Origin of the sequence: Lacinutrix algicola, from assembly GCF_001418085.1 — a bacterium.
In the GTDB taxonomy this organism is placed as follows: domain Bacteria; phylum Bacteroidota; class Bacteroidia; order Flavobacteriales; family Flavobacteriaceae; genus Lacinutrix; species Lacinutrix algicola.
In genome coordinates this window covers 84584-111212 of the sequence record NZ_LIQH01000036.1, presented here as the reverse complement: position 1 = coordinate 111212, position 26629 = coordinate 84584, and the positions used below count along the sequence as shown (strand labels likewise).

General features: G+C 31.5%; 24 protein-coding genes. 9 read left to right on the top strand and 15 right to left on the bottom strand.

The window, feature by feature from the left end; all coding sequences use genetic code 11:
- Positions 1-115: 115 nt before the first annotated feature.
- From ASC41_RS08975 to ASC41_RS08960, 4 genes are all read right to left on the bottom strand, one after another.
- Complete coding sequence (locus ASC41_RS08975) at positions 116-775, bottom strand: peptidoglycan-binding domain-containing protein (protein WP_055436303.1); 660 nt, start codon at positions 773-775, stop codon at positions 116-118.
- 81 nt (positions 776-856) lie between these two features.
- A complete protein-coding gene (locus ASC41_RS08970) occupies positions 857-2128 on the bottom strand; it encodes an MFS transporter (RefSeq protein WP_055436302.1) in 1272 nt (423 codons plus the stop codon).
- A gap of 19 nt (positions 2129-2147) precedes the next feature.
- A complete protein-coding gene (gene recJ, locus ASC41_RS08965) occupies positions 2148-3839 on the bottom strand; it encodes a single-stranded-DNA-specific exonuclease RecJ (protein WP_055436301.1) in 1692 nt (563 codons plus the stop codon).
- Positions 3840-3963: 124 nt separating this feature from the next.
- A complete protein-coding gene (locus ASC41_RS08960; protein WP_055436300.1) occupies positions 3964-4386 on the bottom strand; it encodes an OsmC family protein in 423 nt (140 codons plus the stop codon).
- A gap of 57 nt (positions 4387-4443) precedes the next feature.
- Here ASC41_RS08960 and ASC41_RS08955 point away from each other — a divergent pair, with 57 nt between their 5' ends.
- On the top strand, positions 4444-5046 hold the full coding sequence (locus ASC41_RS08955; RefSeq protein ID WP_055436299.1) for a carboxymuconolactone decarboxylase family protein: 603 nt from the start codon (positions 4444-4446) through the stop codon (positions 5044-5046).
- Positions 5047-5234: 188 nt separating this feature from the next.
- On the opposite strand, the gene ASC41_RS08950 is transcribed toward ASC41_RS08955, so the two are convergent.
- The 7 genes from ASC41_RS08950 to trhO all read right to left on the bottom strand — a co-directional run bounded on the left by ASC41_RS08950 (position 5235) and on the right by trhO (position 14880).
- A complete protein-coding gene (locus ASC41_RS08950; protein WP_055436298.1) occupies positions 5235-7895 on the bottom strand; it encodes a TonB-dependent receptor in 2661 nt (886 codons plus the stop codon).
- Between the two features lie 13 nt (positions 7896-7908).
- Positions 7909-8586 carry a GLPGLI family protein gene (locus tag ASC41_RS08945; RefSeq protein ID WP_055436297.1) on the bottom strand — a complete coding sequence of 226 codons (678 nt, stop codon included), beginning with the start codon at positions 8584-8586 and terminating at the stop codon, positions 7909-7911.
- A gap of 141 nt (positions 8587-8727) precedes the next feature.
- Positions 8728-8934 carry a hypothetical protein gene (locus tag ASC41_RS08940; protein WP_055436296.1) on the bottom strand — a complete coding sequence of 69 codons (207 nt, stop codon included), beginning with the start codon at positions 8932-8934 and terminating at the stop codon, positions 8728-8730.
- 358 nt (positions 8935-9292) lie between these two features.
- The gene (locus ASC41_RS08935; RefSeq protein ID WP_055436295.1) at positions 9293-11650 is read right to left on the bottom strand and encodes a penicillin-binding protein 1A; all 2358 of its coding nucleotides are present in this window, start codon (positions 11648-11650) and stop codon (positions 9293-9295) included.
- 82 nt (positions 11651-11732) lie between these two features.
- A complete protein-coding gene (locus ASC41_RS08930) occupies positions 11733-12218 on the bottom strand; it encodes a gliding motility lipoprotein GldH (protein WP_055436294.1) in 486 nt (161 codons plus the stop codon).
- On the bottom strand, positions 12208-13596 hold the full coding sequence (locus tag ASC41_RS08925; RefSeq protein WP_055436293.1) for a PSP1 domain-containing protein: 1389 nt from the start codon (positions 13594-13596) through the stop codon (positions 12208-12210). The genes ASC41_RS08930 and ASC41_RS08925 overlap by 11 nt, the downstream gene beginning before the upstream one ends.
- Before the next feature lie 216 nt (positions 13597-13812).
- Positions 13813-14880 carry an oxygen-dependent tRNA uridine(34) hydroxylase TrhO gene (gene trhO / locus ASC41_RS08920; RefSeq protein WP_055436292.1) on the bottom strand — a complete coding sequence of 356 codons (1068 nt, stop codon included), beginning with the start codon at positions 14878-14880 and terminating at the stop codon, positions 13813-13815.
- 487 nt (positions 14881-15367) lie between these two features.
- Here trhO and recA point away from each other — a divergent pair, with 487 nt between their 5' ends.
- The 4 genes from recA to ASC41_RS08900 all read left to right on the top strand — a co-directional run bounded on the left by recA (position 15368) and on the right by ASC41_RS08900 (position 19167).
- Complete coding sequence (gene recA / locus ASC41_RS08915) at positions 15368-16375, top strand: recombinase RecA (RefSeq protein WP_055436291.1); 1008 nt, start codon at positions 15368-15370, stop codon at positions 16373-16375.
- Between the two features lie 144 nt (positions 16376-16519).
- Positions 16520-16927 (top strand): hypothetical protein, encoded by a 408-nt coding sequence (locus ASC41_RS08910; protein ID WP_055436290.1) that lies wholly within the window; start codon positions 16520-16522, stop codon positions 16925-16927.
- Positions 16928-16953: 26 nt separating this feature from the next.
- On the top strand, positions 16954-17499 hold the full coding sequence (locus tag ASC41_RS08905; protein ID WP_055436289.1) for an RNA polymerase sigma factor: 546 nt from the start codon (positions 16954-16956) through the stop codon (positions 17497-17499).
- A complete protein-coding gene (locus tag ASC41_RS08900) occupies positions 17500-19167 on the top strand; it encodes a hypothetical protein (RefSeq protein ID WP_055436288.1) in 1668 nt (555 codons plus the stop codon).
- Between the two features lie 519 nt (positions 19168-19686).
- Here ASC41_RS08900 and ASC41_RS08895 read toward each other — a convergent pair.
- Both ASC41_RS08895 and ASC41_RS08890 read right to left on the bottom strand, forming a co-directional pair.
- Complete coding sequence (locus ASC41_RS08895) at positions 19687-21585, bottom strand: amidophosphoribosyltransferase (RefSeq protein ID WP_055436287.1); 1899 nt, start codon at positions 21583-21585, stop codon at positions 19687-19689.
- Between the two features lie 118 nt (positions 21586-21703).
- The gene (locus ASC41_RS08890; protein ID WP_055436286.1) at positions 21704-22633 is read right to left on the bottom strand and encodes a PfkB family carbohydrate kinase; all 930 of its coding nucleotides are present in this window, start codon (positions 22631-22633) and stop codon (positions 21704-21706) included.
- 200 nt (positions 22634-22833) lie between these two features.
- On the opposite strand from ASC41_RS08890, the gene ASC41_RS08885 reads away from it, so the two are divergent.
- The 3 genes from ASC41_RS08885 (at position 22834) to ASC41_RS08875 (ending at position 24958) form a co-directional block, all read left to right on the top strand.
- Positions 22834-23040: a hypothetical protein gene (locus tag ASC41_RS08885; protein WP_055436285.1), complete on the top strand. Its 207-nt coding sequence runs from the start codon at positions 22834-22836 to the stop codon at positions 23038-23040.
- Positions 23041-23102: 62 nt separating this feature from the next.
- Positions 23103-24218, top strand: coding sequence for a sensor histidine kinase (locus ASC41_RS08880; protein WP_055436284.1), 1116 nt, complete (start codon positions 23103-23105; stop codon positions 24216-24218).
- On the top strand, positions 24218-24958 hold the full coding sequence (locus ASC41_RS08875; RefSeq protein ID WP_055436283.1) for a LytR/AlgR family response regulator transcription factor: 741 nt from the start codon (positions 24218-24220) through the stop codon (positions 24956-24958). Before ASC41_RS08880 ends, ASC41_RS08875 begins: the two co-directional genes overlap by 1 nt.
- A gap of 1 nt (position 24959) precedes the next feature.
- Here the strand turns inward: ASC41_RS08875 and ASC41_RS08870 are convergent, their stop codons facing one another.
- Together ASC41_RS08870 and purN are read right to left on the bottom strand one after the other, a co-directional pair.
- Entirely contained in the window at positions 24960-25598 is a 639-nt protein-coding gene (locus ASC41_RS08870) for a ribonuclease H1 domain-containing protein (RefSeq protein WP_055436282.1), read from the bottom strand.
- 28 nt (positions 25599-25626) lie between these two features.
- Positions 25627-26202 (bottom strand): phosphoribosylglycinamide formyltransferase, encoded by a 576-nt coding sequence (gene purN / locus ASC41_RS08865; RefSeq protein ID WP_055436281.1) that lies wholly within the window; start codon positions 26200-26202, stop codon positions 25627-25629.
- Positions 26203-26383: 181 nt separating this feature from the next.
- On the opposite strand from purN, the gene ASC41_RS08860 reads away from it, so the two are divergent.
- On the top strand, positions 26384-26617 hold the full coding sequence (locus tag ASC41_RS08860) for an acyl carrier protein (RefSeq protein WP_013869581.1): 234 nt from the start codon (positions 26384-26386) through the stop codon (positions 26615-26617).
- The last annotated feature ends 12 nt before the right edge of the window (positions 26618-26629 follow it).

The following is a 26629-nucleotide window of genomic DNA, read 5'->3' as shown; positions in this document are numbered from 1 at the left end:
AACTACCTAACAAAAATGCGAGGTTTTTAAAAATTACTTTAGGTATCAGTTTTATAGGTTTTTACAATTTAAAAATTACGGGTAATAATTTAAGATACACTATAAATATAGTCATTTAATTTAGCAATAAATCTAAAGTCATTAAGTCTATTTTACCATCTGGAAACAAATTGTTCTTTTCTTCAAAACTTTTAAGTGCATCAGATGTAATAATTTGATAAACCCCATCTAATGAAATATCGTAACCTTTTTTTACTAATAATTTCTGTATCTCGAATACAAATGGACTCTTTTCTCCCATAAACAATGCTTTTTGCGGCATCATATCGAGTAATAATTGTTTTTGCTTACGCTTATCTTCTGCTTTGTTATAATTATCTACTGATAGACCTTTGGTTTCTAAAAACTTTATACCATCGTTATCTAAACCTTGAGATTTCAATGTTTTTGATTGCTCCAAAATAGATTGATAATATTTTATTTCTGCTAGTTTTTTTCCATACTCTGTAATTACCAATGTAGTTTGTTCATCGTCGTTTTCCGGACTCCTTACATCTATACCATTAGCACTCCATTGCATTTGCATGTAATTATTTGCTTTCTCTAAGGCTGCATAATAATTAAAAACTGTTTCTTGATTATGGTAGTTGACATCTACATTTTGAGAGGTTTCTATATTTGCGTTTTTAGGATGAAAACGCTGGTATTCTTTGTATTGAGAGTATCCGAAAACTAAAACAATAACAGTAAGTATAACAAGAAGTATTTTTTTCATGGAGGTATTTATTTAAAATAAAAACAGATTATTAGCGAAAACAAATATAAGAGAATTTGAATTTACAAACTGCTGTAACCATTAAGATTCCTCATTAGATTCGAAATCTTTAGTTAAATCTAGTTTTCTAAAACTTGGAGATACAATAGCTGTAGTTACCACTGTAATTAACGTCATGGTTCCTCCAAAAACAACTGCAGTTGCAGTTCCCATTAGTTTTGCTGTTACACCACTTTCAAAAGCACCTAACTCGTTAGAACTACCAACAAACATAGAATTTACTGAAGATACTCGACCACGCATATTATCTGGTGTTTTAAGCTGAAGAATGGTTTGCCTAATAACCATAGAAACACCATCTGTAACACCACTAAAAAACAGTGCAACCACCGAAATCCAAAATGTAGACGATAAACCAAAGACTACAATACAAATACCAAATCCAAAAATAGCGACAAGTAACTTTATACCTGCATTTTTACTTATAGGAATATACGCTGTAACCAACATTGTTAAAAAGGCACCCACTGAAGGTGCTGCAACCAAAATACCAAAACCTTGTGGTCCTACTTTTAAAATATCTTCTGCAAAAACAGCCAAAAGTGCTACAGCTCCACCAAATAAAACTGAAACCATATCTAACGTTATAGCGCCTAATATTGCTTTTGTTTTAAATACAAAACTGACTCCTTCTTTTAAACTTCGCATTATAGGTTCACCAATTTTAGGATTTAATATTGGCTTTTTAGAAATTTGAAACACCATAACTAACGCTGCCATTACTAAACAAAAGACAATACACAAAGATAAATGTACACCAATCCAACCAATAGAGAAACCTGCAAAAGCAACACCTAAAACACGCGACATTTGCCAAGTAGAACTATTCCACGTTGCAGCGTTTGGGTATATTTTTTTTGGCACAATTAAAGCCACCAAAGAAAAAATAGTTGGTCCAAAAAACGAACGTAAAAAACCACCAAAAAACACTAAAGCATAAATAGAATATAATAAACTGTTTTTAGACCACGTTTGAGATACCGTTTCTGAAGTAAGCCAAAACAAAGCAAAACTTATAATAGAAAAAGCTGCTAAACAAATAGCGAGTAGATTTCGTTTTTCGCGCTGATCTACAATATGCCCAGCAAATAATGCCATAGTAAAAGCCGGAATAATTTCCATTAAACCAATAATACCAAGCGATAAAGGATCTTTAGTCAAAGCATACACCTGCCACTCTATAACAATAAATTGCATAGACCATGCAAAAACTAAGAAAAAACGCATGGTTAAAAAGGTATTAAATTCTTTAAAACGCAATGCCGCGTACGGGTCGTTTTTAATTTTATTCATTGTATTAAAACACTATTTTTTATTCTTGAATATCTCGCAATTTCAACTGCAAAGACACATTACCTTGCCACTCGTTTTCATCTATAGAATAAGTAGCTTTAAAAGGTTTAGTACTTTTAACCACACTTAACTTATCGCCCAACCCAAAACCGATGCAGACTATTTGATTACTATTGGGTTGTTTTACAGTAATTCGTAAGTGCTTATCATCTTCGCCAACACATTTACCAAAACCGGTATCTTTAAGATTATCGCTCATAAAAACTGGCGACATATTACCTGGTCCAAATGGTGCAAACTGACTTAATATTCTGTAAAATTTATCTGAAATATCATTAAGTTCTATTTGTCTGTCTATTGATATTTCTGGAGTTAATAATCTTTTATCGATTGTAGCCTCTACTACTTCTTCAAATTTTTGCTTGAAGGCTTCATAGTTTTCTTCTTTAAGCGTTAAACCAGCAGCGTATTTGTGGCCTCCAAATTGCTCGATAAATTCAGAACAAGCCTCTAACGCGTTATAAACATCGAATCCTTTTACAGAGCGTGCAGAAGCGGCTAATTTATCGCCACTTTTAGTAAACACTAATGTTGGTCTGTAATACGTTTCTATTAATCTACTAGCAACAATACCAATAACACCTTTATGCCAGTCTTCGCTATAAACAACAGTAGTAATCCTTTTCTGTTCTTTTTGTTTTTCAATATGCTCGAGAGCTTCAATTGTAATTTGTCTATCTGTTTCACGCCTATCGGTGTTAAAATCTTCTATTTCTTTTGCACAAATCTCAGCAGCCTCAACATTGGTTTCGGTTAATAAATCTACCGCGTATTGACCATGTTTCATTCTGCCAGCAGCATTTATTCTTGGTGCAATAACAAATACAACATCTGTAATAGTTAGTGTTTCTTTTTTAATTTGATTTATTATCGCCTTAAAACCAGCTCTTGGTTGCTGGTTAATAACTTGTAAACCAAAATAAGCCAAAATTCTATTTTCGCCAGTAATAGGTACAATATCTGCGCCTATTGCTGTGGCTACCAAATCTAGATACTCCACTAAATCTTCAATCGTTTTTCCTTTTCTAGAAGCTAAGGCTTGTATTAGTTTAAAACCAACACCACAACCACAAAGTTCATTATAAGGATAATTACAATCGTTTTGTTTAGGATCTAAAACGGCTACTGCATTAGGTATTTGATCTCCTGGCCTGTGGTGATCGCAAATTATAAAATCGATGTTTTTTTCTTCTGCGTAAGCGACTTTATCAATAGCTTTTATACCACAATCTAGCGCAATAATTAAAGAAAACTCATTGTCTTCGGCAAAATCGATACCTTGAAAAGAAACTCCGTAACCTTCTCCATAACGGTCTGGAATGTAAGTGGCAACATTGGGATATTCGCTTTTTAAATATGAAGACATTAACGATACTGCTGTTGTACCATCTACATCGTAATCGCCATAAACCAATATATTTTCGTTATTTGCTATCGCTTTTTCAATACGTTCGACCGCTTTTTGCATGTCCTTCATTAAAAAAGGATCGTGCAAATGACTTAAGCTTGGTCTAAAAAAATCTTTAGCTTGCTCGTAAGTTTCTATTCCTCTTTGCGCTAAAAGTGCTGCAACGGGCTCATCGACCTGCAATGCTTGCTGTAAAAATTGTACAGTTTCAAGATTTGGTTTCGGTTTTAAAGTCCAACGCATAGTTAAGTAAAAAGTAAATAGTTTGCTTACTCGAACTCATGTTCGTTTAAGATAACCTTCAGAGCGCAGCGAAAAATCTTTTCTTTAGATGAGAATCCTCTATTCGCTCTGAATGATTAAAAGTTTAGTTATTATGAAAATTGATTTTAGTTTCCACTTTAGAAAACTGACGAAACATTTCCATAACACCACAATACTTCTCTACCGAAAGGTTTACTGCTTTTGTTATCTTTTTCTCGTCTAAATCGCTACCATAAAAATGATAATCTACAGTTACTGTATGGTATATTTTTGGATGCTCGTCTGTTAGTTCTCCAACAACTTCTATTTTAAAATCGCTAAACTCTGTTTTCATTTTTTCGGCAACAGAAACAACATCTAAACCAGAACATGCTGCTAAAGATGATAGCATTGCTGCTTTAGGCCTTAAAGACTTGTAAGGGTCGTTATCTTCTTCCGACACACCTAAATTAAAACTATAACCACTTGGGTTATCGCTTTCGAAAATCATTTTTTCTTTCCAAACAGTTGTTACTTTATCTGCCATAATTGAATATTTTTTCGTTAATTGATACATTCAAAAATACTATTAAAAAACAAATATATGCCATTAGTAACGCCATTAGATGCCGAACACGATTTAGAAACTAAAAAACTAGCAGAGTTCTTTAATGAAACTTTAGGTTTTTGTCCAAACTCTGTGCTTACCATGCAACGCAGACCGGCCATTTCTAAAGCTTTTATAAATTTAAACAAAGCCGTAATGGCTAACGAAGGTAAAGTAACCTCGGCCTTAAAACGCATGATTGCTTGGGTTTCTAGTAATGCCACAGGTTGCCGTTATTGTCAAGCACATGCTATTAGAGCTGCAGAGCGTTATGGTGCAGAACAAGAGCAGTTAGATAATATTTGGGAGTATAGAACACATGCAGCTTTTAGCGATGCTGAGCGTGCTGCTTTAGATTTTTCACTAGCAGCTTCGCAAGTACCAAATGCAGTTAATGCAGATATAAAAGAACGTTTACATGCACATTGGACGGAAGGTGAAATTGTAGAAATGCTAGGTGTTATTTCTTTATTTGGATACTTAAACCGTTGGAACGATTCTATGGGAACAACTATGGAAGGTGGTGCCATTGATAGTGGAAACCAATACCTTGGAAAACATGGTTTTGAAGTTGGAAAACATGACGGTTCTCAATATTAATATACTATAAAATTAAGCACTTGCTTACGCTTATAAATATAAAACCTTACTAGAAATAGTGAGGTTTTTTAGTTTCTTATTTTGGCGAATTTTTGCTGAAAAAGCAAAAAGCAGGCTATCACTACTCAATCTTTTTTTCAAAAAAAAGGATTTCAAACAAACTGTTCCATCCTTTTCGCGAGCAGCATTTACAATTTATAAGCCACTTTAAACATGATAATTCTTGGTAGAATAAAAGTTTGACTGTCACTAATTAAAAAGTCGCTAAAACTATTGCCTTGTTTAAATTCTGTGTTAAACAAATTGGTTGCATTAATCTCGAATCCCCAAGCGCTATCTTCTACTTGGTAAAAAAGTGATGCATTTGCATTATCGAAAGTGTTTTTAATGTTTAAACTTTTATTTTGGTAGTTATCTAAATTATAGTCAGCTTTAAAAATAAAATCTTCTAAAAAATCGTATTCAATGTTTACAAAGAAAGCATCGTTTTCGAACTTAGAAATGCTTCCGCTTGAGCGATAATTATTAAAATCTTTAGTATACCCAATTTCTATGTTTGGATGCTTTTTAAAAGATGTTTCTGCACTTAATGTTCCAGATACATTTTTAGATATGTTTTTTTTGGTTTCGGTATTTACAATTTGAAAGAAATCGCGATAGCGGTAACTGCCTCTAAACTTATATTTAATTTTCTTTATCTTTTTTGCTATTCTACCACTTACGTTCCAACTGTGTTCTGGCTGCTCGAATAAAATTGATGTGTTAAATTGATTAATACCATCTAACTGCGTTACATTTTTATAATCCTTAACCTTTTTATTAAAGCTTGTACTCAAGTTTAAATTTAAGTTTTTAAACAAACTAAATTTGTAATATGTTAAACTTGCTGAATGATATAACGTATTATCTAAATCTGGATTCCCACGAGACACACTATTAAAACTAGATAACATAAAATTGTTTGCCAAACGGTTTACGGTTGGAAAACGTGCATTTAATTTATACTTGAAATTTAATTTCTGACTAGAATTAAACTCCGTTTTAATGATAAGCTGTGGTAAAACCAGAGCTTTTGTTTTACTAATTTGAGAGTCTTGCTGGTTAACTTGCCAATTGTAAAAATGATAATATAAAGCTGGCTTAAAAGTAGTAATACCTGTTTGGAATTTATACTCTAAACCAACAAACGTATCTATAAAATTGTACTTTAAAGCGTTACCAAAACCAGCTGAGTTAAAATTGTTAATTTCTCCATTACTTAACTCTTGTACATCTTGGTTCTCGAAACTATTGAATGCTGCATTTACACCTAAACTCGTATACAAATGGTTAAAATTATTTACAACCCAATAGTCTTTTACAATAGCACTTGCATTGTGCGTTTTTACGGTTTTTGTTTGCAAAATATTAAAAACGGCATCGGTTTGTAATGGTATTAATCCTGGTAAAATTTCTTGATTGGTAAGCCAGTTTACTAGAGGCTCATCGTTTTTATAATTGTAAGTTGCTTCTAACGTTCCTGTGTGTTTTTTAGAAAGTTTTCTACTATAACTTACGTTTTGCTTAAGATTTAATCCTACAATATCTGTAAGTGTATTAATAGAATTGTTCTGGTTTATACTATTAGTATTTATTAAACCATTACTAGTGTTATTGGTTACTTTTACAAAGCTATTATAAGCAAAGTCTTCTTTGTATGTTGGATCGTAATCTATGGTTACTTTACCAATTGTAAAAAAGGTATTGGCATTATTTGTAGTTATTCTGTTTTCTGTAAAAGGTTCTCCAAAATTGTATTGGTTAATGGTGTTGTTTTGGGTTTCTACTTTTGCTTTACTAGAAATAACATAACCAGAAATATCTGTAACATCGCTTATAGCTTGCCTTATGTTTAAAGCACCAAATTGGTTAGTATTGCTTTTAAAATCTTGATTTGCTAAATACTGCGCAAAATCGCTATTAAATAAATTAAAGTAGCCACCAGAATCGCTCATTAGTTTCCCAAAACCACCTTCGAACTCTAAATAATCTCTAAACGTAAAACTTTTTGTGCCTGTATTATTTAAATCTCCTATTAGGTTTATATTGGTTTTTGGGCTGTAATAAAACAAGTTTGGGTGTATTATATAACGGTTTTTAATACCTGCTCCAACCTCAACATCTCCAAAAGCAAAGTTTTTTTTATCTTCTTTTAGTTTAATATTCATAGCAAGGTCTTCGCTGTCTTGTAAACCTTTTAGCATGGCAACGTCGTTGTAATTGTCTAAAACTTCTATCTCGTTTACAGCATCTGCTGGAATGTTGTTTACTGCAAGCTTACTATTACCAGTAAAAAAGGTTTTGCCTTCTACTAATACTTTGGTAACTTTTTTACCTTGAACCATTACATTTCCAGCACGATCGACTTCTACTCCTGGCAATTTTTTTAAAACATCTTTTAGTTTGCGCTCTTCTCCTGTTGTAAATTTATCTACACGATAAATAGTAGTATCTTTTTTTACTGTAATTGGTGGTGTGTAGTTTAATGTTACCTCATCGAGTTGGTTATGGTTTACTTTTAGTGTAAAGTTTTTGGTGAGGTTTTCTGTGGTAGTATTTACTGTTATATCTTGAGGTAAATAGCCTAAATAACTTACTGTTATTTTATAGGTTTGGTTTTGCTCTAATTTTAATTGGTAGTCGCCATTGTCTTTAGTAATAGCAAAACGGAGTTCGCTATCACTTTCTGGTACTGCTAAAATATTAGCGTAATCTAATGGTGTTTTAAGGCTGTCTTGTACTTTGCCTGAAACTGTTATGTTTTGTGCGTTTAGAGAAAATCCTGCTATGAGTAGCAGGATTTTTACCATAAATACAATAGTTCTAATTTTCAACAAATTCTTTAACAATATTATTGAATTCAATTTCACTTACTTTTTGTCCTTTTTTAGGTTCTTCAATAGTAATACAATCGTCATTAAATTCAATTTTTTTAACATAAAAATTTAAATTCCCTATATTTAATTCAAGAATTAAACCAGGTAAACCATAATTTCCTATTGGACCAAAAGAGTAATTTATTTCAGAACAAAACCATGCTACTACTTCTACATCAATAATTTGTTGTTTTTTATGAAGAGTTTGTTGTATAATTCTAGTTGCCTTATAACATGTATAATTTTTAATTTTTTTGGTTTGTTTTGTTATCTTCCAATTATAACCATTTAGTTCTGTTTCTATTATAAAAAAGTTATCAGCAAACTTTTTTTGTGTAATAGCTCTTTTAGATACCTTACTAGTATAGTATTCATTATCACCATCAACTATTAATGCTTTTGCTAAATTATAATTAAATTCTTCTTTTATCTGTAAGTTCTCTTCAAGTCTGAAGAGGCTTTCAGTTTCATTTGCTTGTAATTTAAAAACAAAGGTTTCTAATATTTCATCAATGATTGTTCTTTCTTCTTTGTTTAACATTACTGAATAATCTACAACAATATTTTGAGCATTGACACTTATATAAAAAAGAGCAAAACAAAGATTTATAAATTCTTTTTTCATTATATATATATATATATATATTAAAAAATCCTAATAATTTTATTAGGATAATTAAGTTCGTATTTGTTTTCAAAGTCTTCCTAAGTTTATACTTAAAAAAATCTCGTTTTAGATACAATAATCAATATTCATATTATTTTATTATGGACAACTTTTTACAATTTCCTGATAAACAGCATTATACTGAGCTGTCGTATAATTTTCTCCAGCATAATAACAACATAAATTATTTGCATGAATAGATGCTAGTTCACGACAAGTTTCTTTTTTAACAACATCATTCGAATCCATACTCATCAAAAGTAAAACCACACCAAATACTCCGAAAAATTTCTTTAATTTTTTCATAATTTAAAATTTTAAACCAGTTTTTAGTTTATACTGGCTGGTTAATAAAATTTAAGAAGCTAGAAATTACTGATAAATAAACCTACATAGGTTACTGTGTTCTCTATTAATTTAAGACTGCTTAAATCTCATACTAATATTGAATATTTTATAAACTTATATAAAACATAGAGAGCAACAGAAATTTTTGTTGAAAATTTTGTGTGTTTTATCGAAAACATTGGTTTTTAGTAAACTTGCGTTACGGTAAAAACCGTAATTTTATAAAAACACGATTTTTAATATAATAAAAAAGCCATTCTGTAAAAGAATGGCTTGTAAATTTTCAAGCAAAACGAATTGCTAAATAAATTATAATCTATAACTCTAGACCATCAGGAATTGCTTCTGTTGGTGTATCGTTATCTCCATCAGGATTATCTTCTTGGTATTTATCACAATCTACTTCTATAGATAAATCTTTAGGCTTCTCGAAAGCTTTTGTAGAAACTTCTAAGGTTTCGTCTTCGTAGCAACTTTTCATATACATTCCCCAAATAGGTAGTGCCATTGCTGCTCCTTGACCATATGTTACACTCTTAAAGTGTGCTGCTCTATCTTCTGCACCAACCCAAACACCTGTTACTAAGTTTGGAACCATACCCATAAACCAACCATCACTTTGGTTTTGTGTTGTTCCTGTTTTTCCTGCTATTGGGTTTTTAAACGCATACGGATATCCTGTTATAATTTCAGGATAAACTCCTTTTTTTGGCATCCATGTTCTACGTAATCTAGCTCCAGATCCACTTTGAGTAACACCTTCCATTAGCTTAACAGTTACATAAGCAGATTCGGCACTTAAAACATCTCTAGTTTCTGGTGTAAATTGGTATAAAACCGTTCCGTTTTTATCTTCAATACGCTCAATCATTACCGGCTTAGTATAAACACCTTGATTTGCAAAAGCAGAATATGCTCCAACCATTTCGTAAACACTAATATCTGGAGTTCCTAACGCAATTGATGGCACTTCTGGAATCTCTGAAGTAATACCTAAACGTCTAGCTAAATCTACAACTGGCTGTGGCCCTACTTTATCCATTAAACGCGCTGTAATAGTGTTAACCGATTTTGCTAATGCTTCTTTAAGTGTTTTCTCTCCTCCATAATCACCTCCATCATTACCTGGAGACCAAGGCTCTGGATTACCGTATTTATTAGCCTCAATTGTTATTTGAGATAATGGTAACTTATCGCAAGGCGACATGTGTAATTGATCTATAGCAGTTGCATAAACAAATGGCTTAAAGGTAGAACCTACTTGTCGCTTACCTTGTTTTACCATATCGTATTGAAAATGTCTGTAATTCATACCACCAACCCATGCTTTTACATGTCCTGTTTGTGGATCCATACTCATCATCCCGGTACGTAAAAATGATTTATAGTAACGCATAGAATCTATAGGCTTCATGATAGTATCTACTTCACTAGCCTTACCATCTACCCATTTAAAAACAGTCATTTTTGTTGGCTTTTCAAACGATGCCTCTATTTCCTTATTACTTTTTCCTTGCTTTTTAAGTATTCTCCAACGCTCACCTCTTCTCATCCCATCTTTTAAGAGTTTTTCTACTTCAGATTTATCTAAATCTAGAAATGGAGCTGTAGCATTACGTTCTGGTGTATTTTGATTAAAAAATTCGGCTTGCAATCTAGGCATATGTCTACCAACTGCTGTTTCGGCATACTTTTGCATACGAGAATCTATAGTTACAAATACTTTTAAACCATCGCTATTAATATTGTATTTTTTACCGTCTGGTTTTCTATTCGCTTTCTCGTTTGTCCAATCTTTCATCCAGCTTCTTAAATACTCTCTAAAGTATGTAGCAGTACCGTCTCTATGAGATTGTGGTGAATATTTTAAATCTAATTCAGTTTTTTGAAGTGAATCTTTTACTTCTTCAGTTATGTATCCGTATTTTTCCATTTGGGATAACACAACATTCCTTCTATTTTTTACACCAACTGGATTTCTTCTTGGGTTATATAACGATGAATTTTTAAACATCCCGACCAACATCGCTGCTTCTTTAATACTTAACTCGCTTGGTTCTTTATCGAAATAAATATTTGAAGCAGAACGAATTCCATCTCCATTATTACCAAAATCGTAAATATTAAAATATTGAGTGATAATCTCTTCTTTAGTGTACTGACGCTCTAATTTTGTAGTTATTACCCATTCTTGGGCTTTTTGAGTAATTCTTTCAAAAATATTTTTAGAAGCTACACCAACAAATAATTGTCTAGATAATTGTTGAGACACAGTACTTGCTCCACCTTTAGAACCTAGATAGGCAATAGCCCTTAAAGTTCCTCTTGCATCTATTCCCGAATGTTCATGAAAACGAGCGTCTTCTGTAGCAATTAATGCATCTACTAAGGTTTTTGATAAATCTCCATATTTTACTGGAGTTCTATTATCATCGAAATAAAACTTACCTAAAGTTTCACCATCACTAGAAACAATTTCTGTTGCTAAATTAGTTTCTGGATTTTCTAATTGTGTATAATCTGGTAATTCACCAAATACACTCCAAGAAGCTAATAAAAACAATAATGCTACAGAAAGGATACCGCCTAAAAATAACATCCAAAACCAACGAACGTATTTTTCGAAGCCTTGATGATCTTGTGTTTCTTTTGTTTTTGTGTTTTTCTTTGCCATTTAAATAAGTGCCTAATGTATTTAAAGTTATTATGTGTACTACTACCGTTGTGTTTAACACAAAACGCTAAAAGCCTTTGTTTTATTCTGTTTTTTCTATTCTAAAGCCAATATCTGTAATACCTTTTAAATTAGCAATACCATTAACTTCTCCATTTTCACGCATAGCGTGTTTTATATTTACTGTATACTCGCCTGTTTCATTAAACACTACGCCTTCTTTATACCACAATTTATTTTCTTTTACACTAGATAGGCCTTTTCCTAAGAACTCACCATTTGGCTTCGCCATTTTATATTCTAATGTGTCGACAATTCTTTTTCCGTGTGGGAAATTCATTTCAACAATTAAAAAAAGATTATTGTATTTATAGGCGTTAGTATTGCGCAAATTAACAAACAAATCATAGGCTTTTGTTGAGTCTGGAGGACTAACTTTAAAGCTTATGGTTTTATCTTTATTCCATACTTCTGGAACAGTTTCATAATTATCGAACACACTTTTAGTATCGCAAGACACTAAAATTAAAGACAATAATAAAAAACAATAAAACAACTTATTTTGCATCTTTATCTTTATTTTGAGGCTTGTTTTGAGACTTACTTTCTGGTCTTGGTCTTGGTTTAGGCCTCGGTTTTGGTTTAGGTCTTGGTTTTGTTTCTGACTTAACCTGAGGATTTGATCTCGGTTTTGGCTTTGGTTTTGGTTTTGACTTAGCCTGAGGATTTGGCCTAGGCTTAGGTTTTGGCTTTGGTTTATTTTGCTGCCCACTTTGAGGCTTTTTATCTGTACTATTTGCGTTATTATTCTTATTGCGATTGCGGCTCTTATTGTTTTTACGTTTTTTATTGCCTTTTGGGCCATCGAAACGTGTTAAACTATCTTGACCAACCACATTTTCGAAAGCTACAGCAACTTCCTCTTCTAGCTCTGATGCATATTCTTCAAGACTAGCAACTTTTTCTTTTTTTCTATTAATATCAATAATTTCTCTGGCTTGGTCTGTGGTTATCTTATGCCAATTCATCCATTCTCCTTCATAGGCATACCACATATGACCTTGAAAAATATCTGTTTTCTGGCAAACAGCAGTTCCTTTTTCTGTGTATAATTTGATATCAGTTTTCGGGAATGCTTTTAAAGCATCTTGATACGAGTCTAACTCGTAATTTAAACAACATTTTAACTTACCACATTGTCCTGCTAATTTTTGAGGATTTAAAGATAATTGTTGGTAACGTGCTGCACTGGTGCTTACAGATCTAAAATCTGTTAACCAAGTAGAGCAACATAATTCGCGACCACAAGAACCTATACCACCAAGTCGTGAAGCTTCTTGTCTAAAGCCAACCTGTTTCATTTCTATACGCGTTCTAAACTCACGAGCAAAGACTTTAATTAAATCTCTAAAATCTACACGTTCTTCGGCTGTATAATAAAATGTTGCTTTACTAGCATCTCCTTGAAATTCTATATCAGAAATTTTCATGTGAAGTTTTAACTCGATAGCATATTGTCGAGCGCGAACCTTCATTGGCTCTTCTTTATCACGTGCATCGCTCCAAATGTCTATATCTTTTTGAGATGCTTTTCTGTATATTTTAAGAACATCTTCTGGCTTTTCATTGATTTTTTTGCGTTTCATTTGTACGCGAACCAATTCACCCGTTAAGGTTACCATACCAATATCGTGACCAGATTGTGCTTGAGTAGCTACAATGTCTCCAATGGCTAATGTTAAATTCTCAGTGTTTTTATAGTAATGTTTTCTTCCGTTTTTAAAACGAACCTCAACAAAATCGAAAGGTTTTTCTCCGTTAGGAACAGACATATTTGCTAACCAATCGAAGACGGTTAACTTATTACAACTGTCTGTACCACAAGTACCATTATTTTTGCAGCCCTTAGGTGAGCCGTCTTTAGTTGTGCAACTAGCGCAAGCCATATGTGTAGATATATTGATTCTGAATGTTTTACCACTTAATAAAAGTTAGATTAAAACATCAGAAGACGATTAATAATATTTTAATTGAAGCTGAAATATTCTGCCATCAGCTTACAATAAAATCTAACGGTAAAGATAAGATTATTATTATGACTTATAAAATATAAAAAAACCTGAGAAAGCTTTCTCAGGTTTATATCTAAAACATTGAATGTATTAGTCTTTTTTAAAGGTTTCGAAAATATTCCTTAAATCCTTTTTATAAGGCAAATGGTCTGCTCTTCCTTTTTTAAAGATATCGTTACTATTCCCTTGCCCTTTTCTTAATTCTTTTTGTTCCTCAAAAGGTAAGGCATGAATTTCTTGACAGGTTGTTGAGCAACAATTATTCATTTCCTCCTTACAGGCATCACATTGTAAAAATAACAAATGGCAAGCATCGTTTGCACAATTGGTATGGATATCGAATGGATCACCACATTGATGGCATTTAGCAATTACGTCGTCGCTTATTTTTTCGGCACGTCTATCATCAAAAACAAAGTTTTTTCCAATAAATTTATTTTCAATACCGTCTGCATTTACCTGTCTTGTATACTCTATAATTCCACCTTCAAGCTGATACACATTTTTAAAACCTTTATGCTTGTAGTATGCACTTGCTTTTTCGCAACGTATTCCACCTGTACAATACATTAAAAGGTTTTTTTCTTCTTTATGCTCACGTAAATCGGCTTCAATAATATCCAAACTTTCTCTAAATGTATCTACATCTGGTGTTACAGCTCCATCAAAATGACCAATTTCACTTTCGTAATGATTTCTCATATCTACACAAACCGTATTTGGGTTTGCCAACATAGCATTAAAATCTTTAGCAGAAAGATGAACACCTTTGTCTGTTACATCAAACGTTTCATCATTTAAACCATCTGCAACAATTTTGTCTCTTACTTTTACTTTAAGCTTTAAAAAAGACATATTATCTTGCTCCACGGCAATGTTTAATCTAATTCCGTTTAAAAAATCTATGCTATCTAAATGGTTTTTAAATGCTTCAAAATTTTCTGCCGGTAGAGATAATTGTGCATTAATCCCTTCTTGGGCCACGTAAATACGTCCTAAAACGTCTAAACTATCCCATTTAATAAATAAATTATCTCGTAATTGTTGTGGATTGCCAATTTGGGCATAGGCGTAAAACGATAATGTTAAACGGTCTTTTCCAGCTTCTTCTATAAGCTCTGCCCTCTCTTTGGCGCTTAATTTGTTGTACAGTTGCATGCTATACTTAGTTTTTAAGGTTAAAGAATTCTCAACTAACTACCTAAAGAGGAAGTGTTTTGAGGTTAAGCTACAAAGGTATTGATTTATATTATATTACCAAGTTTGATTTTATGAAATCAAATTTTAAACAAAAAAAAGTCCTTTGCGCTCTGCAAAGGACTTTTAATAGACTAACTCGTTATTAATTTTTTATTTCTAAAAAATAAACGAGTTAACCTCCATCGGCTTTACAGCTACTGTTGAGTAAAACAGTAATTGAAACGCCTAATGCATTTGATGTTAGTACTTTTTTTAAATATTTCATGATTACATTTATAAATTAAACATGAACTCTTAAAAAATGAGGTTAATTTTTCTTTTTCATAGCCAAAACTTTCCCACCTTTATTAATAGATGCAAAAATGTTTAAAAGGTTGCGTGAGAAATTAAAAAAAAGATTAAAAAAGTAGTATTTTAGCACGAATAAAAGCAAAAAAAACATACTATGAGCAATGAAAAAGAAGCAAAACTAAAGGCACTAAAGCTAACTTTAGATAAATTAGATAAAGCTTACGGAAAAGGAACGGTAATGAAAATGAGTGATGCTGCAGTAGTAGATATTGAAGCAATACCTTCTGGATCTCTAGGTTTAGACATCGCTTTAGGCGTTGGTGGATACCCAAGAGGTCGTGTTATTGAAATATACGGGCCAGAATCTTCTGGTAAAACAACATTAACATTACACGCCATTGCTGAGGCTCAAAAAGCGGGTGGAATTGCTGCCTTTATTGATGCAGAGCACGCTTTCGATCGTTTTTATGCAGAGAAACTTGGCGTAGATATAGATAACTTAATTATTTCACAACCAGATAATGGTGAGCAAGCTTTAGAAATTGCAGATAATTTAATTCGTTCTGGAGCTATTGATATTGTAGTAATAGATTCTGTAGCTGCATTGACACCAAAAAGTGAAATTGAAGGTGAAATGGGTGACAGTAAAATGGGACTTCATGCACGTTTAATGTCTCAGGCTTTAAGAAAATTAACAGGTTCAATTAGCAAAACTAATTGTACAGTAATCTTCATTAACCAATTACGTGAAAAAATTGGTGTTATGTTTGGTAACCCTGAAACAACAACTGGTGGTAATGCTTTAAAATTTTACGCATCTGTTCGTTTAGATATTAGACGTTCTACTCAAATAAAAAACACAGACGGTGGTGTTCTTGGTAACAAGACTAGAGTTAAAGTTGTTAAAAACAAAGTCGCTCCTCCATTTAAACTAGCTGAATTCGACATTATGTACGGAGAAGGTATTAGTAAAGTAGGTGAGATACTAGATGTAGCAGTAGAAAAAGAGATTGTTAAAAAGGCAGGTTCTTGGTTTAGCTATGGAGATACAAAATTAGGTCAAGGTAGAGATGCTGTAAAAGCAATAATAAAAGACAATCCTGAGCTTTTTGACGAACTTGAACAAAAAATAAAACAAGCTATTAAAGACGATATGCAATAGAATTGCATCTTATTTTTTATTGCTTTTTTAAGTATATTAATTAAAATCCCGAAAATTTTCGGGATTTTTTTGTTTTTAGACGCAACCTTTCAGACTTTTATACATCTATATAGAAACACACGTATTAAAACACGAAATTTAAAAATGAAAAAGATCCTTATTTTATTAATTGGTTTTGCGACTTTTTCCTGTAGTGTAAGTGATGATTCTCTTGTTACCTATCAAGACCCAATGCCTATTGAAACGGCTGTATTACCAGACGCGTTTGTGTTAGATGAAATTTACGAAATTAACCTTACGTATCTTAGACCTACAACCTGCCATGCTTTTAACGATATTATATATAAAAAGCATAATAATGAAAGAACTGTTGTTATAATTGGTACAGTTTTTCAAAGCAATGGTAATTGTACAGATTTGGGAACAGAATTAGAAGCATCTTTTAATTTTAAAGCAACAGAAGAAGGCTCTTATATTTTTAAATTTTGGCAAGGCAAAGATGATAACGAAGAAGACATTTACCTAACAATAGAAGTTCCTGTATTAGAATAAATACTAATTAAAACGTGTAATTAATTTTGAGCTTAGACAAACTCATACATAATTGTAAGATTAATGATGCTAAAGCACAAAGTGAATTATATAAACTCTTTTCGAGTAAATTATTTTCTTTATGCTTGAAGTATTCAAGGAATTATGCTGAAGCTGAAGATAATTTACAGGATGCTTTTATTACTATTTTTAAAAAAATAGGACAATATAAAAACAAAGGTTCTTTTGAAGGTTGGTTAAAACGAGTTACTATAAACACAACACTACAGTGCTATAGAACGCAAGGTGTTTTTGATATTGTAAACGAAGATTTAATTGAAGATGAGGCTATAACAATTGAAGATGAAGATAACATTTCGATAGATTATTTATTACAAATTATTCAAGAATTACCAGACCGTTATCGGCTAGTATTCAACCTTTATGTAATGGATGGTTATTCGCATCAAGATGTAGCAGAAATGCTTAAAATAACAACCGGAACGTCTAAATCTAACTTAGCTAGAGCTAGACATATTTTAAAAGATAAAATAACAGAGTATAAAACGAGGTCACATTCTCAATCTTTATAAATGAGTGATAAAAAACATATAGATAGACTTTTTCAAGAAAAGTTTAAGGATTTTGAAGTTAAACCAAATGCTAATGTTTGGGATAATATTCAAAATAAAATAGAACAACCAAAAGAAGAAACCAAAACAAAATTTCCTATTTGGTTACGACTTGTAGGAGCTGCTGCTGCTGCATTAATTTTACTCTTTGCAGTTGGAAACTTACTGTTTACTAACAAAAGCATAGAAAACACTAATACAACGGTTATTGACACCAACAACAATACAAAGAACCTTCACAAGGTTAAAACCACTGCAAATAAATCTGTTGCAAGTAAAAACAAGAAAAACATAGATAATGAAGTTAGTAATGAAAACAAATTAAAAAACAATACGGTAGTTACCTCAAACAAAATTAGTTTAGATAATAATACATCAAAAATAAATAAAGAGAGAAGTAACAACCTAAGTTCTCAATTGCATAACACTGAAAACAATTCTAAAGAAAGTAACAACACATCTCTAGCAAATAAAAATAACGCCAACAATAATAGGAATAACATTGCTGATAATTCAGAAAAAGAAAATATTAAAAACTCTTTGAGCAATACGCAGGAGTATACACAAAATAACACTCTAAAGAATAAGAACAACACTACTTATAACATTAATAAAACTAATTTTAATAACAGCAATACAGCTACAAAAAACATTGTTGTAAACAGTAATAATTCGAAGAATACGACTACAAATAATACCCGTGTAGCTGATAATAAAAATGAAATAAACACTAAAGCATTAGATGGTTTAGAAAATAATATTGCAACGTCTAATACAACAGTTGCGTCAACAGATAGTGAAAAGGAAAAAGAAAAAATGGTAGACTCAGACAGCGCAAACACGTCTAACACTATCGAAGAGGCTCTTGCCAAGAATGAAGCTCTTGATGAAGAGGAAAAAGAAAATGTAAACAGGTGGTCTGTAAACGCAAATATCGCACCTGTTTACTACAATACTCTTGGCAAAGGTTCTCACATTCATGATCAATTTATCGACAACCCTAAAAATGGAGAAATTAATACTAGTTATGGTATTAATGTTGGTTATGCTCTAAACAACAAATTAAAAATACGTTCTGGTATTAATAAATTAAACTTAAGTTATGATACCGCAAACGTAATTATTTACGAGAATGTTAGTACTACTCCCAATAGTTCTCCTTTGCGTAACATTAATTTTGCACCAACTAGTAATGGCCAAAATATATCTGTATTAAGCACAAATAGTTTTTCTGTACAACAAATTAGTGGTGTTATTAACAACAACTTAAATGCAGCACTAAGTCAACGTTTAAGCTATGTAGAGGTACCATTAGAACTTGAGTACACAGTTGCAAGAAAACGTTTTGGCTTAAACTTAATTGGTGGTTTTAGCACCTTCTTTTTAAATGATAATGAAGTTGTAACAGAAGTAGAAGGAAGAAAAACTAAAATTGGTGAAGCAAATAATATTAACAACGTAAGCTTTAGTGCAAATGCTGGAATAGGAATAGATTATAAATTTAACAATACTGTCAAGTTTAGTTTTACTCCTACTTTTAAGTATCAAATTAATGCTTATAATGAAACCTCAGGAAATTTTAAACCATATATTATTGGTGTATATACTGGTATCAGTTATAAATTTTAGTTTTTAAGTTATTTAGTTGGTTAAACTTATATCTAGTATCTCAATTATAATTAAGCATCAATAATTATTTAAAAGCTGTTCTATGCCATGAGCAGCTTTTTTAATAATCCCAAGTGCATTACTAAAACATTTAGAAATCTCAATTTTTTACAAATAAAAAAGGTGAACGAGAGTTCACCTTTTTTGCCCCAAATCTACCATGAACTTAACCTACTTATGTTATGGTAAGCTCAAATATAGCGAAGTGTTTGTAATAAAATTATTTTTTTAGACAAATGGTAAATATACCTGATGAATAACACCTAACTGAATACTCTGAATAAATTGATTATCAGCAAGATATAATCTATCAAACAATAAGACATGAAAAAAGGTGAACGAGAGTTCACCTTTTTTGCCCCAAATCTACCATGAACTTAACCTACTTATGTTATGGTATTATAAATGTATACTAAAAATAGTTACCTAAGTAATCTTTTAGACTAAAAGTACTAAAGTTAGTTAAAGCGAAATAATCCTTTAATAGGCACGCTCTTTGTTTCCTTCGAAAAAGTTAATAAAGGCTCTATTTACCACTCGATTACCTCCTACTGTTGGATAATCTCCCGTAAAATACCAGTCTCCTAAATTTTTAGGACAAGCCTTATGTAAATTTTCTACAGATTGGAAAATAATTTCTACTTCAGCATTTACAGACTCATCACTTAATAATTGAGATATTTTAGCCGAAATTTCCTCTGGTGTAAATTGATTATAAATTTCATTTACAAAATTCTTAACATCCTTATCTGGTAAATCTACTTGTGCTATACACTTATGATAAACTTCTTCTACTAAATCGTATTTATCATTATCCTTCAACAACTCTAAAGCCGCATTAAAAGCTACCAACGTTTCCAAGTTAGCCATATCAATACCATAGCAATCTGGAAAACGAATTTGTGGTGCAGAAGAAACTACTACTATTTTTTTAGGATGTAATCTATCCATCATTTTAATAATACTCTTCTTTAATGTTGTACCACGAACAATACTATCATCAATAATAACAAGATTATCTGTTGGCTTAATTACACCATAAGTAACATCATAAACGTGTGCTACTAAATCGTCCCTACTACTATCTTCAGTAATAAACGTTCTTAACTTAACATCCTTAATTGCTATTTTCTCTATACGTGGTCTTTCTTTTAAAATATCGATAACCTGCTGTTTTGCTAGCTTTCCATCACCTTTTAGAATCGCTTGAGTTTTACGCTCGTTAAGGTATTCTTCTACAGTTTCAATCATTCCATAAAAAGATGTTTCAGCTGTATTTGGAATATACGAAAACACAGAGTTTGCTGTATCGTTTCCAATTGCTTTTAATACCTCTGGCATTAACAACCTTCCAAGCATTTTACGCTCTTGGTATATTTCTGCATCACTACCACGAGAAAAATATACACGTTCAAAAGAACACGCTTTACGCTCTAAAGGCTCTAAAATTTTCTTAATAGAAACTTCTCCTGATTTTTTAGTAATAATGGCATGTCCAGGATCTAACTCCTTTACATCATCAAACTCTACATTGAATACAGTTTGAATAACTGGTCGCTCTGAAGCAACAACAACAACCTCATCATCCTTATAATAATAAGCTGGACGAATACCAGAAGGATCTCTTAAAACAAAACTATCACCATGCCCTAACATTCCTGCCATTGCATAACCTCCATCCCAATTTTTAGCAGCCCTCTTAAGTATTTTTGCAACATTTAAGCGCTCTGCAATTAATGGAGAACATTCACTTTTTTTATAACCTTCTTTTTTAAGTGTCTTGTAAATTTTACTAACAGCATCATCAAGAAAATGTCCTATTTTCTCCATAATGGTTATAGTATCTGTGTATTCTTTTGGATGTTGACCAAGTTCTACCAAACTACTAAATAACTCTTTTACATTTGTCATGTTAAAGTTACCTGCTAGAATTAGATTTCTATGTTGCCAGTTATTTTGACGTAAAAACGGATGTACACTTTCTACGCTATTTTTTCCAAAAGTACCATAACGCACATGACCTAAAAGTACTTCGCCAATGTATGGTATGTTTTGTTTTTGTAAAGCGACATCATCACTATACTCTGGATGCGCTTCTAATTCATTATTAATACGCTCATTAATTTGAGCAAAAATATCTTGAATTGGTTGCTGCTCGATAGAGCGCACTCTACTTATATAACGTTCGCCTGGTTTTGTATCTAATTTAATACTGGCAAATCCTGCACCATCTTGTCCACGATTGTGCTGTTTTTCCATTAGCAAATACATCTTATTCACTCCGTAAAAAGCGCTTCCGTATTTTTCTTTATAAAATTCTAATGGTTTTAAAAGCCTAATATGTGCAATTCCGCACTCGTGTTTTAAAGCATCACTCATTGTTGTTGTGTTGTGTTGTTGAGAGTTGTATGTTAATTTACAAAAATATTGTAAAAAATAATGTTTATTAAATTATATGAAATAAAAAACGCACTCAGTTTTGAGCGCGTTTTTTATTTTATTTTAATTCTATTTCGAATTGTGTTAAATCCTTGAATTGCTGTAAGCGCTCGAAGATTTCTGCATCTGTTAAAGTTAGCATACGTTCTGTACCAAACTTCTCTACGCAAAAGGATGCAAGAGCAGAACCGTATATTACTGCATTTTTCATGTTCTCGAAAGAGATGTTTCCTGTTTTAGCAAGATATCCAGAAAAACCACCTGCAAATGTATCTCCTGCTCCTGTTGGATCAAAAACTTCTGCTAAAGGTAGAGCTGGTGCATAAAACATATCTCCGTTATTAAATAGTAAAGCGCCATGCTCTCCTTTTTTAATAACTACATACTGTGGTCCCATTTCATGAATTTTCTTTGCAGCATTCACTAAAGAATATTCACCAGATAATTGGCGAGCTTCTTCATCGTTAATGGTAATAACATCTACGTTTTTTAATACTGCTTTTAAATCGTCCATAGCAATATCCATCCAGAAATTCATGGTATCTAAAATAGCCAATTTAGGTTTTTTAGACATTTGATCTAAAACACTTTGCTGTGTTAATGGATGTAAATTCCCAAGCATTACAATATCTGCGTCCTTATATGCTTCTGGAACAACAGGTGTAAAATGCTCTAATACATTTAGCTCTGTTGCTAATGTATCTCGAGTATTCATATCGTTATGGTATTTTCCACTCCAAAAGAAAGTTTTACCATCTTTTACAATTTCTATACCTTCAATATCTATTTTTCTATCGGTTAAAAGGTCTAAATATTCCTTCGGAAAATCGCCACCTACTACAGAAACTGCAGCAGAATCTACGTTATCAAAGTTTGATGCAGACAAACCAATATAAGTTGCTGCTCCTCCAAGAATTTTATCTGTTTTACCAAATGGTGTTTCAATAGCATCAAAAGCTACTGTACCTACTATTACTAATTTGCTCATAAAGCGTTCTTAAAAATTAAAGTGCAAATATAGGTTTTTTAGTCGCATTTTTTTGATTTTCCTTTCGGAATAAAATTGAAATCTATTAAGTTATTTTACAGATATTAGCAATTCACTTACAAAAAAGAACAGTTCGCTATTCTTTATTTTTTTTGAAGCTTTAAATCTTAGATGTTTGCTTTGAATTAATAAAACTTGATATGAAAAAATTAAAAAAAGCTTTTGTTTATGCGTTGATTGTAACTGTTGTAATTAATGGAATTGGTTTTTTGGCTGCTGTTAGTAATGCAGGCTTAGAATCTACAATTACAGATTTTAAAAAAATATCTAGAATAACAATCGCCCTCTTCTTTATACCAACTTTCTTGTCTATACTGTTTTATAGAAAAGAAGTTTTAAAGGAATAAAACATTTTTTAATTCCTACATTAATTTGTTTTGCAACTGTTTATTTAATAATACGATTTAGTATGATACCTTATGACAAAACTTCTTATCATGGAGCAGCAGGTCTTGCTTTAAATAACGCTGTAGGATCTGTAATTATGCTTTTATTAAATATTTTGATTATTTATATAGGTAAAAGCGAAACAAAATCGAAGAAAATTAAAAAGCTAAGTATTAGCTCTGTAATAATCCTAATTATTATCATTCTTGTAACAATATTTATACTTATTGGCATTCCTTTAATGTCTAATAATCCGCCGAAATATGCAGATGGACAATTAACAAAAACAATATTTTTTTATCTTATAACTTCTTCAATTACTTGTTTCTCCTTTTTTTACGTTTATAAAGGTTTTTTTAAGTCAAAAAAAATTATAGCTATAGTAATAGTATATTTTGCAAATCTGATTTTATTTCCAACTGTATTTCTAGGATTTAGAATTTTTGAAACAAGTTTTCTACTTTCTGTAGCCCTTTCTATTCCTTTTCCTTTAGTTATTACTGTTTCAATTCACACCTATTTCATCTATCTAATCAACAAACAAGAGAAACAAGTCCTTAAACAAATAGGTGTTGAAGCTTCATTAAAATATCAACAGTTAAAATCGCAAATAAGTCCGCATTTTCTATTTAATAATATTAGTGTTTTAACAGGCTTAATTGAAGAAGACCAAGAAAAAGCAGTGAAATTCTCAGAAGACTTATCTAAAGTGTATCGTTATTTTTTGGACCAAGAGACTCAAGATTTAGTAACTTTAAAAGACGAACTAGCTTTTGCAAACAAATACATTGCGTTGTTAAAAGTACGTTTCGAAAATGCTTTAATATTCAATTCTAATGTAAAAGAAACCAAATCGTATTATATGCTACCAATGGCTTTACAACAAGTGTTCGAAAATGTTGTAAAACATAACGAACTAAGTGAGGAAAAACTAGTAACCATAACGCTGTTTATCGAAAAAAATTTTCTAACAGTTTCAAATACTTTACATCCAAAAATATCAATTGAAACCTCCAAACCTACAGGATTAGAAAACATTAAAAACAGATACGCTTACTTTACAGATGAAAAAGTGATTATTATTAAAACCGATAATCAATTCACAATAAAATTACCATTATTAAAACCAGAAGCGTAATGAAAGTAGTAATTATAGAAGATGAATTAGCTTCAAGCAGAAGACTTGAACGCATGCTAAATACTTTTAATTATGAAATTGTGGCTAGTTTAGTTTCGGTAAAATCTGCAATACAATGGTTTCAAAATAATAAACATCCAGATATATTGTTTCTAGATATTCATTTAGCTGATGGTTTATGTTTTGAAATTTTTAAACAGGTTAAAATTACGAGTCCAATTGTTTTTACAACAGCATTTAGCGAATACAGTATAAAAGCTTTCGATTACAATAGTATTTCCTATTTATTAAAACCTATTAATAAAAATGAACTTGAAAAGTCAATAATAAAAGCTAATACATTCTATAAAAACGAAAAAGAATTAATGACTTTAAAAGAGGTTATTGAAAACGAAAACCTTCAGGTTTACAAAACAGAATTTGCTGTAAGAATAGGAAAGAAAATTAAAATATTAAAAACTAAAACTATTGATTGCTTTTACAGTGAAGACAATACCACTTACTTAAGGAGCGAGAATTCTAATTATATAATAAACGATGCGCTTTCTAGCTTAGAAACAAAATTAAATAGCAATCAGTTTTTTAAAGTCAATAGAAAGTTTATTATCAACAAGGAATCGATAGAGAATGTAACTACGCACACAAACAGTAGATTTAAAATTGAATTAAAAAACTACAACGAAACTATAATTATAGTGAGTAGAGAAAGAGCAAAAGACTTTAAAATTTGGCTTAACTAAACTACTTTCTCCCAAAATCTGCAGGTATTTCTCCCCAAGCTTTAGTTTCCCATTTTACAATGGTAGTTTTATATTCATTCTCTTTTAGCCAAATCACAGCTCTATCAACGAGATCGTAAACAGGTTTATTTTTCGCAGTACGCTGCAATTTAGAATTGCATGTTTTTTTACGCACCCAGCTCATAGCTGTTCTAGAATCTGTATATAAAATACGATCACTATCGTGTTTTTTAAGAAAACTTAAACCATGAACCAAAGCTAAAAACTCACCAATATTATTTGTGCCTTGCGCAAAAGGACCCTGAATAAAGAGTTGTTTTTTAGATTTTGTGTCGACACCACGGTATTCCATAATTCCTGGATTTCCACTTGAAGCAGCATCTACAGCAATAGAATTATAATTAGGCTTACCTATTTTTTTTAGTTGCTCTGCAGACAATTCTGTCTTAAAACTTTTGTTTTTTCCTATAAAATCGAAATAGTTTCCATTTAAAGCTTCATTAGCAGCATCTTCAGTAGCAAAAGATTTGTATTGTGCACCATCGTAATTTTTAATTTGCACTTTACAATCTTTCCAGGATTTAAAAACGCCAGTTTTATGTCCTTTCCAAACGGTATAATATTTTTTCTTTTTACTCATCTCTTACGTTTCCGTGAAAATGGAAATCTTATTTATTTTCTGAAATTAATAAACTATTTACAACCTCAGGAAAATGTTTCATTTCCAATTCATGAATCTTATTAGCGATATCCTCCGCATTATCCGTAGTTAAAACCTTACATTTTGCTTGAAAAATGATTGCACCTTCATCATAATGTTCATTTACGTAATGAATTGTTATGCCCGTTTCAATTTCTTTTTCTCGAACAACGGCTTCATGAACATGCATTCCATACATGCCTTTTCCTCCAAATTTTGGAAGCAAAGCTGGATGTACATTTATTACTTTATTAGGAAAATGTCTTAAGATCTTCTCTGGGAATTTCCAAAGAAAACCCGCAAGAACTATTAGGTCTGGATTAGCAGACTTTAGGATATTAAGCACATCTTCGGTTTCACTAAAGGCTATTTTATTAAAAGATAAGGCGCTAACTTTCAGTTTTTTACAGCGGTCCAAAACTTTGGCACGCGGATTGTTAGTTAATACTTGAATAACAGACGCATTGTCGCTATTTTGAAAAAACCTTATTAAATTTTCAGCATTACTTCCGCTTCCGGACGCAAAAATTACTACACGTTTCATTTTCTAGAATTCAATGTTAAATCTTCAAACAAAAAAAGAATAATTATTAACAATTACGGGCTAAAACAGAAATTCCTCGAAATAAATTATTAACTTTCGGAGTCTTTTTTAATAGAAAGATCGGTTTTAAAATAAAGTTTTTTATTTTTGCCTCTTAATTAAAACTAAAAAAATTAAAATTATGTCAGACATTGCATCAAGAGTAAAAGCGATAATCGTAGACAAATTAGGTGTTGATGAAAACGAAGTTGTAACTGAAGCTAGCTTCACGAACGACCTAGGAGCAGATTCATTAGACACAGTTGAATTAATTATGGAATTCGAAAAAGAATTCGATATCCAAATTCCAGACGATCAAGCAGAGAACATAGCAACAGTTGGTCAAGCTGTATCATACATTGAAGCTGCAAAATAAGCACTAATATTT